9 protein-coding genes are annotated in these 11,100 nt (G+C 64.1%); 6 read left to right on the plus strand and 3 right to left on the minus strand.

Features of this window, described 5'->3' with window-relative positions; all coding sequences use genetic code 11:
* Positions 1-132: 132 nt before the first annotated feature.
* The 3 genes from ACGFIF_RS44265 (at position 133) to ACGFIF_RS44275 (ending at position 2,322) form a co-directional block, all read left to right on the plus strand.
* Positions 133-450 carry a helix-turn-helix domain-containing protein gene (locus ACGFIF_RS44265; protein ID WP_393163963.1) on the plus strand — a complete coding sequence of 106 codons (318 nt, stop codon included), beginning with the start codon at positions 133-135 and terminating at the stop codon, positions 448-450.
* A 313-nt stretch (positions 451-763) separates the two neighbouring features.
* Positions 764-1,837, plus strand: coding sequence for a hypothetical protein (locus ACGFIF_RS44270; protein ID WP_393163965.1), 1,074 nt, complete (start codon positions 764-766; stop codon positions 1,835-1,837).
* 197 nt (positions 1,838-2,034) lie between these two features.
* Positions 2,035-2,322, plus strand: coding sequence for a hypothetical protein (locus tag ACGFIF_RS44275; protein WP_393163967.1), 288 nt, complete (start codon positions 2,035-2,037; stop codon positions 2,320-2,322).
* A 66-nt stretch (positions 2,323-2,388) separates the two neighbouring features.
* Here ACGFIF_RS44275 and ACGFIF_RS44280 read toward each other — a convergent pair whose 3' ends face one another.
* The 3 genes from ACGFIF_RS44280 to ACGFIF_RS44290 all read right to left on the minus strand — a co-directional run bounded on the left by ACGFIF_RS44280 (position 2,389) and on the right by ACGFIF_RS44290 (position 6,764).
* Positions 2,389-2,826, minus strand: a complete 438-nt coding sequence (locus tag ACGFIF_RS44280) for a hypothetical protein (RefSeq protein WP_393163969.1) — start codon at positions 2,824-2,826, stop codon at positions 2,389-2,391.
* Between the two features lie 775 nt (positions 2,827-3,601).
* Positions 3,602-4,618 carry a hypothetical protein gene (locus ACGFIF_RS44285; RefSeq protein WP_393163971.1) on the minus strand — a complete coding sequence of 339 codons (1,017 nt, stop codon included), beginning with the start codon at positions 4,616-4,618 and terminating at the stop codon, positions 3,602-3,604.
* 730 nt (positions 4,619-5,348) lie between these two features.
* Positions 5,349-6,764 carry a hypothetical protein gene (locus ACGFIF_RS44290; protein WP_393163973.1) on the minus strand — a complete coding sequence of 472 codons (1,416 nt, stop codon included), beginning with the start codon at positions 6,762-6,764 and terminating at the stop codon, positions 5,349-5,351.
* 242 nt (positions 6,765-7,006) lie between these two features.
* On the opposite strand from ACGFIF_RS44290, the gene ACGFIF_RS44295 reads away from it, so the two are divergent.
* The 3 genes from ACGFIF_RS44295 to ACGFIF_RS44305 all read left to right on the plus strand — a co-directional run bounded on the left by ACGFIF_RS44295 (position 7,007) and on the right by ACGFIF_RS44305 (position 11,014).
* Positions 7,007-7,957 carry a hypothetical protein gene (locus tag ACGFIF_RS44295; protein ID WP_393163975.1) on the plus strand — a complete coding sequence of 317 codons (951 nt, stop codon included), beginning with the start codon at positions 7,007-7,009 and terminating at the stop codon, positions 7,955-7,957.
* Positions 7,958-9,042: 1,085 nt separating this feature from the next.
* Positions 9,043-10,242 (plus strand): LuxR C-terminal-related transcriptional regulator, encoded by a 1,200-nt coding sequence (locus tag ACGFIF_RS44300; protein ID WP_393163977.1) that lies wholly within the window; start codon positions 9,043-9,045, stop codon positions 10,240-10,242.
* Positions 10,243-10,726: 484 nt separating this feature from the next.
* Complete coding sequence (locus ACGFIF_RS44305) at positions 10,727-11,014, plus strand: epoxide hydrolase N-terminal domain-containing protein (RefSeq protein ID WP_393163979.1); 288 nt, start codon at positions 10,727-10,729, stop codon at positions 11,012-11,014.
* The last annotated feature ends 86 nt before the right edge of the window (positions 11,015-11,100 follow it).

Below are 11,100 nucleotides of genomic sequence, written 5' to 3' on the forward strand. Positions count from 1 at the left end.
GATGCCGCCGGTGGAGTTCGAGCAAGCCCACTACGCTGCTCTCAACCGAGAGCAGCAACCCGTATAAGAGCGGCAGAGAACCTGGGGTGGTTCAGGCATGTCGAAGCCGGGTTGGTCAAAACGGCGGTGTTGGTGGAGGGGTGTTCTCAGGCTGAGGTGGCGCGCTGGTACGGCGTGTCGCCGGGCTGGGTGAGCAAATTGATGGCCAGATACCGGGCCGAGGGCGAGGCGGCGCTGGAACCGCGCAACCGGCGCCCGAGGACGTCACCGCGAGCGACCCCGGCGGCGACGGTGGAGCTGGTACTGCGACTGCGCAAGCAGCTGACCGAGGCCGGGCTGGACGCGGGCGCGGACACCATCGAGTGGCACCTGCTGCACCGGCACCAGGTCAGGGTGTCGCGAGGCGACGATCCACCGGATCCTGACCCGGGCCGGCGCCGTCGTTCCTGACCCCGGGAAGCGGCCCAGGTCGTCGTACCTGCGGTTCGCCGCGGAGCTGCCGAACGAGTGCTGGCAGTCCGGCCACTCCCGCTGCCCGACCTCAGCGGCAGAGACGCAGATCACCGACCTGCCCCCGTCAAGTCACCACGGCGGTGGCACGAGTCAGGTCTGAGATTAGGGCAGTGATCCGGCCCCGCCGACGGGTCCTTGCCACATCCGTGCCGCCGGACCGCTCCCTATTGCTTCACGACGCGCGGTGAGCCGACACTCGCACCATGACGCAGGAAGCTCGGAATCATTGGCGCAGCCCGGCAACTTTCCCATGAGCACGGACGACGTGGCGATCGGGCTCATCTCGGCTCCGGGTACGGCCACCGAGATCGCGTCGACCCTCGCCGAAGACCTGCAAGGCGAGCTGAGTGTGCATCTGCCCGCCGCCCAGTGGCGGGTGCCAACGATGGTCGACGCACTCGTGCATCCACCTGCCGACGACGCCGCCCTTGTCGCCGCGGCAAGGGACCGGCTCTTGAAGGAAGACTGGGATCTGGTCGTCTGTCTCACCGATCTGCCGCTGAAGGCTCACCGGCGACCGGTGGTGGCTCACGCGAGCCCACTTCACGGCGTCGGCGTCGTGTGCCTGCCGGCGCTCGGCGCCATCGGACTGCGTCGACGCACCCGCGACACAGTCGTCGGCCTCGTGCGCACCTTGCTCGGGGACACAGATGACCACGCCCTGTCGGGCCCGGTTGCCAGTCTCGGACGCCGCGCCCGCGAGCTCGGAAGGAGCCAGCAGCCGGATGGAGACGGCAGCGTCATGTTCACCGCGAGGGTTCTCAGCGGGAACCTGCGACTGCTGTTCGGAATGATCCGGGCCAACCAGCCGTGGAAGCTTGCAATCGGACTGTCGAGAGCGCTGACCGCCGCTCTCGCAGCGGGAGTGTTTGCCCTCGTCACCCCCGACATCTGGCAGCTGGGCGACGCGCTCGGCTGGATCAGACTCTCGGCGATCGGGGTGGGGTCTGTCGCAGCGATCACCGTCGCGCTGATCGCCGGAGCTGGTCTGTGGGAACACGCGTCATATCCGGTCGGTCGCAAGCAGGTAACCCTCTTCAACCTGGCCACCACGGCAACGGTGGTGCTGGGCGTGCTCTCCCTCTACGCCGCACTCCTTCTGCTCGCAGTGCTGATCTCACCAGTTGTGGTGCCTTCACAGCTGCTCGAGGAGGGCATCGGGCATGCGGTTCGAGTTGGCGACTACATGAAGCTGGCGTGGCTCACCAGCTCCCTCGCAACGGTGGGCGGAGCCCTCGGGGCGGGTCTGGAGAACGACGAAGCGGTTCGGGCCGCCGCTTACACGTACCGGCAGGATTGGGGTAAGGGCCTGCGGGAGGGATAGCAGCACTTGTCAGTGTCGTCCGGCAGTAGCGAGGAAGTCGTGCACCTTGGCGCACTGCGATCGCACCTTCGCCAACGGCAGAGGCCACACGCTTCACCGAGCCGCTGCCCACGGCACCGGCCGCGGAGACGCCGGGACGGCCCGTCTCGAACATCCCCGCAGCGGCCTCTCTCTCCGAGCCGTTACGCACAGACCCCTTGTCGTCCAGAGGGGCATCTGCAGCACGGCACCAGGTCAGGCTCTCGCGAGCCACGATCCACCGGATCCTGACCCGGGCCGGCGCCGTTGTCCCGGATCCCGCCAAGCGGCCCAGGTCGTCGTACCTGCGTTTCGCCGCGGAGCTGCCGAACGAGTGCTGGCAGTCCGACTTCACCCACCACCAGCTCCACGACGGCGGTGATGTGGAGGTCATCAGCTGGCTGGACGACTACTCCCGCTACGCCCTCCACGTGACCGCGCACCGGCGGATCACCGGCGGATCGTGACCCACCAGCTTCCGCGAAACCGTTGCGCAGTACGGGATCCCGGCCTCGACGCTGACCGACAACGGTCTACAGCACCCGGCTGTCGGGCGGGAAAGGTGGCCGCAACGGCCTGGAGACCGAACTGCGCCGCCTGAACATCGTCCAGAAGAACTCCCGCCCCAACCATCCGACCACCTGCGGCAAGGTGGAGCGGTTCAAGCAGACGATGAAGAAGTGGCTGCGCGCCCAGCCCACCCAGCCGTCACGATCACCGACCTCCAGGTGTTGCTCGACCGATTGTGCGACGAGTACAACCACCGCCGCCCGCATCGGTCGCTGCCGCACCAAGCCACCCCGGCCACCGCCTACCACACCCGCCCCAAAGCCACCCCCAGCGCCGACCGGACCGGCGAGATCCACCACCGCGTCCGCACCGACAAGGTCGACCACACCGGCGTCGTCACCCTGCGCGTGAACGGCCGGCTCCACCACATCGGCATCGGGCGAACCCACGCCCGAACCCACGTCCTACTCCTCATCCACGACCTCCAGATCAGAGTCGTCGACGCGGCCACCGGAGAACTGCTGCGCGAACTCATCCTCGACCCCACCAAGGACTACCAACCCACCGGAAGACCCCCGGACCAGCCCGCAAACACCCCAAATGACCAACAGCCGAACCCACGAATCGTAGGTTCGGCTGTCGCCTATGTCTTGAGACATCACAAGGCGCGCCCGGCAGGATTCGAACCTGCGACCAACGGATTAGAAGGGCCGCCGGACCGCATTGACAGGTACCGATTTGAGCCTCAGGAACCACGCGGAGTCCGGCGCTCGGCGACTATAGCAACTCTGTTACTCGCCAGTTCGTTCCACAAAGTGTTCCACAGCCGCTCGACGGATTCCGCGCGCAAACCTGGCTGACCTGCTCTCGCACGCCCTCAAATGGCCAGTGCTCGGGGCGTTGAGGACTGCCTGCCGGGTACGCCTCTTGTGGATCAAGGCGCGCCTTCGGCGCGCGGCGGGCGTGCGCATGCGGCCTCCGGGTGGCCTTCCTGGCGTGCTCACCCCAACAGCGGCGACGTGCCGTTGACAACGCGTGCTGCGCCAGTGGCCGCGCCCCAGAGGTCTCGTACCAGGATGCACCGGCGAGCGCATCGTTCGCTGCGGTTATCCATAGGGGGCTGGGATGCGTCAACGCGTGCAATAGCCCTGGGGGTCAACCGCCGGCATGTCTTCAACGCACTCCGCCATCGCATGCCTCTTGCGAGCGCGATCGCACATGGCGCATGAGTGGCTGTTAGATCGCTGAGAGGCCGCGCTGCTCGAAAACTGAGGTGACCGCCACCGTGTTCGTTGAATCGCTCTGCGCTGCACCCGCGATGACTGTTGCTGCGAACTTCTTCGCGAACTCGCTTGTTGCGTAGTCTGTCTCGCGCCACGCCGTGGCCAGGAGGCGATCAGCCGACGGGGCGCCGAGAACCTTGCGAAGGTCCCAGAAGGCGCCGCCCCACGCCTCGGGACCGAAGGGATTGAATGGGTCCTTGATTTTCGGAAACCTTCGATGATTTTCGAGGTTAATTCGTAGCTTTCCGTATCCTGGCGTGTGTCGGTCCACGGTCTCATCACCTAATCGCGGATCATCTCCATAACTGGCGCACAGGTAATTAGCGAGTCCAGACTCGACTGGCAGCGCCGCAGGATCTAGAGCTTGCCCCGGCGCTCCCCACAAGACGGAGTGACAGTATTCTCGAAAGAGCGGAAAAGTGTTGTTCGATACCTCCACGGAGAGAACAATTTCGTTCTCTTCTTGGTTGAAGTAGGCCAACGTGGCAACGTCCATATCCGCCTCAGGAACCACGGTGACACCCGGCACTGCCGAGGCAACCGCCTGAGGGAATAGTTGCTTAACGTACAGATAGAACCCAGTCAGTGCTGTTCGGAGCTGCTGCGCATGCTCCGGGGTGACTGCGCCCTTGACGAGCATCTCCGCTAGTTGATCCACGCGCTCAGTGACCGTGTCAAGGCTTCTGCGCCCTTCGCGCAGATTCTCGTGTACTTCTCGCCGAAACTCTCGAAATTCGACTTTTCCGACACCGAAGATGTCGAGGCTCTCGAATAGCTGGCCAAGCCACGGCAAAAGTGCCACAATCAGCAACACGATGGTGATTGAATCAATGCGCAGGTTCGGCCACGCGAGATGGGCTATAGCAAACGATACGGCGAGAATACTGATTGCGACGGATAAAACGATGGGTCGCGGAGGGTCGTCCTTCTCTGGGCCCTTCTGTTCCGGCCCATCGGCAGCGTCACTCATCTGCACCCGCCTCTTCCCGGGGGCATCTCCCGCACCCTAGCCCCCAAGGACACGGTACGACGTCGTGACCCTCTCGCGCGACGGCTCCCCGTCCGCATAGCGTCGGACGGTCTGATCAGCATCAGCCGGATTCACCGCCCCGGCGCGATGGCGGCGGTAACGAACTGGGGGGTACTCGCTGCCGGCCCCCGCAACCTGGAGGCAGTGTCGGCGCACGAGTTGGCGCACAACCTGGCGATGCCGAGGGCGCTCTCGCTGCTGCTGTACTGACTCGCCCTGCCCGCCCGCCTGATGGGCCGGCTCATATCCCGGACACCGGGCCGTTCGTTCTGGCGGCGATCGTCATCGGGTTCTTGCTGCTGGCGCTGCTCGGGGTGTGGTCCTTCCTCGGGTTCTCGCACTACCACTACATCGTGTTTAGGTTGTCGCCGTTCGCGCCGTTCGGCGCACCGTGGGCAGCCCCGTACGATTTCGTGTCACGAGTCATGTCGCGTTACGGCCGATCCTGGCTGGTGTGACGACGGCCCGCCGCCACAGGGCCTGGGGATCGAGGGCCCGATCGCGGGTAGATCTCGTGGTGGCTAGATGGCGGGGCCCCGGGCCTCGAGCTATGACCAAAGATGATGAGTGCCACGGAGCGACGGTGGACTAGAGGATCGCCTTCACCGAACCCAGTCTGCTGAAGTACTTCAACGGAGCCGTTGCATCGGCGCCCTCCAGTCCGAGGCGGTTAGCGAGGACGGGGAGGACATTGGTGACGTGCTTGGCGCGATTGCCGAGGTCGTAGACGAACCAGATTTGCGGGCGAAACATTCGCAACCACCGCGCCCGGAACCACCCCGGTCGAACCGTGCCCACCAGGGAAGCAACCGATTTCGGCCCGATAGGGACCGGTAGAACCGTGCGAATGCTCGCATCGGCCAGATCGAGAGCTTGTCCCGCGACCTTCGCGGCACCTTACTGTCAGGCGCGTGAGGTCGCCGGACAGTGCCGCTTGCAAGCTGTCGAGCACTCTTACGTCACCCTCGAATAGGGAGTCTTCGAGCTCTGCGCGCCGTTTACGGAACCCCTTCGCGAGTTGCCGCAACTCACCGACTGCATCCGGTATAGTCCGTCCGCCGTGCGCGCCGTAGAGTGCGGCGTTCATCCAAAGCGGCAGGTTGATCTCCATGTTCCAAGAGCGACCGAGATTTGCCCACTCCTGCTGCAACCAATCTTCGGGTGCGGTCGGTAGTTGAGACAGTTGCTGCTGCGCCATGGCAGTTCTGGCAATCTGCATAGGTGAACGTAGCGAGTTTGCCAAGTATCTGAAGGTAAAAGAACGTTGGTCGTCCACATGTTGCCTCAACTGAGCCACTAGGATCTCGTAGAAGAGCGACCGCCGGTCGTTGTCTAGAATGGCGAGCGCCCAGTCGACATCTGCGCGCACGCGCCAAGCGCCGTCGGTCAACTCAAATAACGAGTCAAAAGCGATTGTCGGATCTCGAAAATAGTCCTCGTATGGGTGGCCTTCATCGATGGGGTCATAGGCTCCGAAATTGTGCCGCGGATACTCGGTATCGGGGACAAGTGCAGTCCATGCCGTCCGCAGCACTCCCACCCACTCCGCGCCCGCGGACGTGGCTGAATCAAGCAGACTCTGAGCCTCCAAATAGTACCTCTCGAGGAGCCCGCGCGCGTCAGTACAAACAGCATCGATGTCGTGATCGAAGGCCTCTCGGTGCCCCGCTTCGATCCCTACGATAGACGACTCTGCGAATGGAAACATTGCCCGGGCGCGCTCGAGCGTGTCTCCATAGTTGAGGGCCAGCATGAAATCATAGTTGATCAAAGCGGCGACGACTGTGCTCAGATCCAATATCGCTGTGAACGGATCTGAAACGGAAGTCGGTTCGCTCAGTAGGCGAACAGTGTTGTTGAGCGCACTCCAGTCCACGACGGCTATCGATCTTCGTTGGCCCTGTGGCAATCGTCCCAGATCGACCGCCTTCCGTAGGAGATGCTCGTCAACTGGCGTGACCCAGTTGAAGGTTCGATTGTTAGTCGGACCATGTTCGTACGGCGGATATTGGACGTCCAAAGGTACATCCGTAAAGATCTCACCTGTCTGCGTAGTGACAAGTGTGCCCTCAGTGGCGGCTGACATTGAGCCCTCCCAGCAACTCCCGGGTTCTCCTGGATCAGGATGCGCGAATGCAGCGCACCGTCTAGTACTCAACTGTCGGGCGGTCGGCAGATCGGAGTGGTCAGCAGTCCGCCAACTAACAGACTTTAGGCGCTCATCTGGTGTGGCGCCATGTGACGGGCTCCTGCTGGTGGCCTGACGGCTCAGCTATAGTCAGCGCGATCTTGAGCTCTTCGAGACTCTTCCCGGAGGGGGAACTCCTTATGAAACTGCAGCGCTTCGCGCTTGCACTGGCCGGCGTCGGCATGGTCGCCGCCACGGCCGCTTCGGTCCCGGCTTCCGCGCAGCCGAGCCCAAAGCCGACCTGGTCGTCGAAGGCCGTTCAGTCGAACACGGCGAAGGCAGCGACCGCGGGAACGTGCCTCAACACGGTCGCCCTACCCAGCGCCTCGCCGATCGTGAACGGGATGGACATCACCGCGGGCAAGCCGCCGAGGGCGGAGATGTACGACCCGCCGATCGACAACTTCGTGGCCACCCGCGCCAACGCCACGTGGTACTGGGCGGCGAACGCTGCGCTGACCCAGTTCTACTACTACGGTCTGTTCCTGCAGGGCGGGAACCTGTACCGGCACACGACGTACGTGCCGGAGAACAAGCCGCCGGTGCCGACCTTCAAGCGGATCGGGTCGGGCTGGACCAGCTTCAAGTCCATCGCGACCTCCAACTACAACGTCGCGCAACCCCGGCACTCGTACCTGTACGGCCTGAATTCGAACGGCAGCCTGTACCGCTACGCGATGATCGGTGGCGGCTTCAAGGCGCTCGGCCCCCTCCCCGGCTTCCGTAGCTTCCGGGCCATGACGGTGATCAGCGAGACCGCGACGTACGACACGCTGCTGATGACGACCAACACCGGTGGGCTCTACACCGTTCACATTCCGGTCGCGGCCGGAATGAAGCCGGTGCTGAAGCTGATCCGGTCGACCGGCTGGGCGACGTACGACTCCCTGGCCGTTGTGAGCTGCGGCACCCGTGGCGGTTCGATGATCGTCGCGGTCGATCGCGACACCAAGACCGGCTATCAGTACGCCATGAGCAAGGCCAACGGGACCGCGACCGCCATCACGGCGTACGGCAAGATCCCGGCCGCCTTCGACGGCGTCGACCACGTCTCCATGACGACTGCCTACGACCAGCTGGTCGGCGAGTAGTCCGCACCGAACCCGATGCCGCGCCGGTTCTCCGGCGCGGCATCGGTCTTTTCGGCCCTTGCCCGAAAGGGCAGTCTCGCCGGACCGATCCCACCGGGTCGCTCACCGTCAAGCCCTTTGGCTGCAGCTTGCTGCAAGTTTGTCGTCAAACCTCGTTCGGCTCGGCTATTGTCGGCCGATCTCGAGCTCTTCGAGACGACTTGTCCGGTGCCTGCCTGGGCTGACCGTTCAGCAGGCCATGAGCGCACTCGACTCGCCGCCGCAAGCCGCCGGCGCCGCGACGCGCAGCAACAGCGACTCGAAGGCTTCAACGGGTGAGACAGGCACCTGAGCATTCCCAGGTGCGCCGGGTGTCGCCAGTCCCGGGCCTGCCTGCCGACGGGGCCTCGCGCCGGTCGGAGGCGACTTCGGTTTGGCGCTTGCTTACGGCGGCGGTAAGGCCTTTCCGAGCGCTCGCGCAGTACTGTCCCACTACCGTCCTATCGACTGATCGTCGCGTGTCGTCCCGCGCCTTGCCCATCCAGCGGCATCAGCGCCCGACGCTAAACCGCAGGACAGTTCTTGGTCGCGCTCGTGGTGCGACTCGTGGTGCGAAGTGCTGTCAACTGATGGGGGATATGCTGCCGTGGTGCGAAGTGAATGATGGCAAAGTCGCTGGTAGAGGCCAGATGTGGCGCTGTCGTTCCTCCTCGTAATGAGCCCCTCATCCGTTCGCGGCATGAGTTGTCACCGCCTCAACGATCCGGTCGCGGGCTTGGCGTGCCCATGACGTCGTGGTCGCTACGTCGGCGGGGGAACACAGTTGAGTAGGCCGTCACCAACTGCGATGCCACAGGCGGTCTCGATGGCCCTAAATGCGGCGCCGACTGGTGCTGGACGGCGGCGGTGAAACTCGCGGTGGTCAGAACCAGAGGCGACCTCAGCTGTGCGGAGCGGAGCTCCACGGCCACCATAAGCGACAGGCGGCGAGATTGTGGGTCCGCCAGCTCATCGACTCCTCGACATCGACAGCGCACTCGCCGATGATCGGTAGGCGGAGTACCGGCAGACTCCCATTCTTCATTGGGAGCCGGAGACGAGACATCATGAGCGTCCTCGAAATCCCTGGCCAGAGGTCGGAGGGCCGATCGGCAGGTCGAGTGTCGGTCGGGCGTCGGGTCGTCGCGACGCTGGAGGCGGCGCGGACCACTCTGCATCTGGACAGCATCCTCGACGAGGATCTGCGCCGCATCCGCGACGGTGATCTGCACGTCGCGCTGCGGTTGGTCGAGCATGCGCGTGGTGCCGCGATGTCTGCGCTTGCCGCGGGGTCGAACCGGAGAGTGCGTGTGTCGAGCGTCCAGCAGCTGCTGGTCGAGTTGCACGAGCACTGGCACGATATCCAGCAGGACCTTCTCGCGCAGCAGGTAAGGATGATGCCTCGGATACGCGAGGCGCTGTACCGCCTGCGCAGCGCTGAAACGTTGCCGGGGATCATGGACCGCGCCGCGGTCGAGATCTGTCGCAGTTGTGGCGTTGACCGCTGCGTCCTGATGAGCATGCGCGAGGGACGTCTCGTCGCGGAGAGTGTCTATTTCGCGCAGGACCCTGATGGACAGGAGAAATGGACCGCGTACGCGCTGGCACATCCACCCGCAATCGACCCGCGCGATCCGGAGATCGAGCTGCTACGGCGCCATTCGGCAGTTCTTGTCCCCGATAACAAGGTCTCACGCGGCGTAGGCGACATCAGCCGCGCCGCACAGTCGACCGGTTACGTAGGAGCCCCGGTGATGGTGCGTGGGAACGTAGCTGGGACGGTGTTCGCCGATCGAACCTTCTCTGCTCAAACCGTCGACACGGTGGCGCGGGACGTTGTCGGCCTCTTCACCGAAGGCCTGAGCTACGCGCTCGAGCGCACACTGCTGCTGGGCCACATGCGCGATCAGATCGGGAAGATCAGAGAGATGATGGCGGCGGCCGATATGAGGCTGGACGATATGTACGCCGCCGGCTTGTCGATTCGGCGCGATGCGGTCACGGGAGATATCGATATCGTGGGGCGGGGGCCGGTCATGCCGTCCGACGGTGCGTACCAGTTGATGGGCATACTGACGCGGCGCGAGATCGAGGTGATCGACTTGATGTCGCAAGGTGCCAGCAACGCCGGGATCGCCAACGAGCTAGTCGTCGCCGAGAGCACGGTCAGATCGCACGTCAAGCACATCCTGCGCAAGTTGCGCGCTGCCAACCGCGCCCAGGCGGTGGCGTCCTACCTGCGCCTGCAGGCGCTCGCCAAGAACTGATGCTCGGGGAAGCGCTGCTCGAAGTGTCAAGTTTTGAATGTCGGCGGCGATGCGAGTGTGTCCCGCGACAATCCGTTCAGGCGTAGCCCCGTTGATGCACCTCGAGTCCAGGGGGCGCGAGTACGACATGGGCACGTAGCTGGGCGGGCCGATCTGGCTCACGCTGACCCACTCGTCGCAGTGCCCAGCTGACGGATGCGCGATCGGCGGCCGAACATCGGTATGTCTGCGCCGCGACCGGAATGTCGCGTAAATCTGTTACGAGGAGCTGCGGCTGCTCTCTGGCGTGAAGTGGCCGGCCTGGTCGTGCCGGTCCTAGGTCTGGCCGATCCGCGGCCTTCGGCTCGTCAGGCATGTACGCACGTTGGGTGCCGTGAGTCCTCCGAACGGGGGATGGATATGCCCGCTGCGGGCGAAGCGCTCCACGTCTGCTGTTGAGACTCTCGTGAGACACCCATCAGCATCCTCAAGAGGAGGCACTCACATGGCAATCACGGATGAGTCGGCAAACGTCGGCAGCGCGGAAGTACGTCCATTTCGAGTCGAGGTTCCTCAGGCTGATCTGGACGATCTGCGGGCCCGCATCGCCAACACTCGCTGGCCCGAGAAGGAGACGGTCGACGACCAGTCCCAGGGCCCGCAACTGGCCACCATGCAGACGCTCGCGAAGCACTGGCTGGAGAAATATGACTGGCGCAAATGCGAAGCGAAGATCAACTCATTCCCGAACTTCATCACCGAGATCGACGGGCTCGACATCCACGGGCCTTGACCCTGGTTCTTGGACACGCTGATTCCAGCCATCGGCTGGGGAAGCGAGATGATCAGGACCATGGCCCGCAAGAACTATTCCGAGGA

This window comes from Kribbella sp. NPDC049174 (assembly GCF_043197365.1).
GTDB lineage: Bacteria > Actinomycetota > Actinomycetes > Propionibacteriales > Kribbellaceae > Kribbella.

Coding starts and splice junctions, on each gene's coding strand:
- ACGFIF_RS44270 (WP_393163965.1), top strand. CDS start 764: ATGAGCACGGACGACGTGGCGATCGGGCTCATCTCGGCTCCGGGTACG.
- ACGFIF_RS44285 (WP_393163971.1), bottom strand. CDS start 4,618: ATGAGTGACGCTGCCGATGGGCCGGAACAGAAGGGCCCAGAGAAGGAC.
- ACGFIF_RS44290 (WP_393163973.1), bottom strand. CDS start 6,764: ATGTCAGCCGCCACTGAGGGCACACTTGTCACTACGCAGACAGGTGAG.
- ACGFIF_RS44295 (WP_393163975.1), top strand. CDS start 7,007: ATGAAACTGCAGCGCTTCGCGCTTGCACTGGCCGGCGTCGGCATGGTC.
- ACGFIF_RS44300 (WP_393163977.1), top strand. CDS start 9,043: ATGAGCGTCCTCGAAATCCCTGGCCAGAGGTCGGAGGGCCGATCGGCA.
- ACGFIF_RS44305 (WP_393163979.1), top strand. CDS start 10,727: ATGGCAATCACGGATGAGTCGGCAAACGTCGGCAGCGCGGAAGTACGT.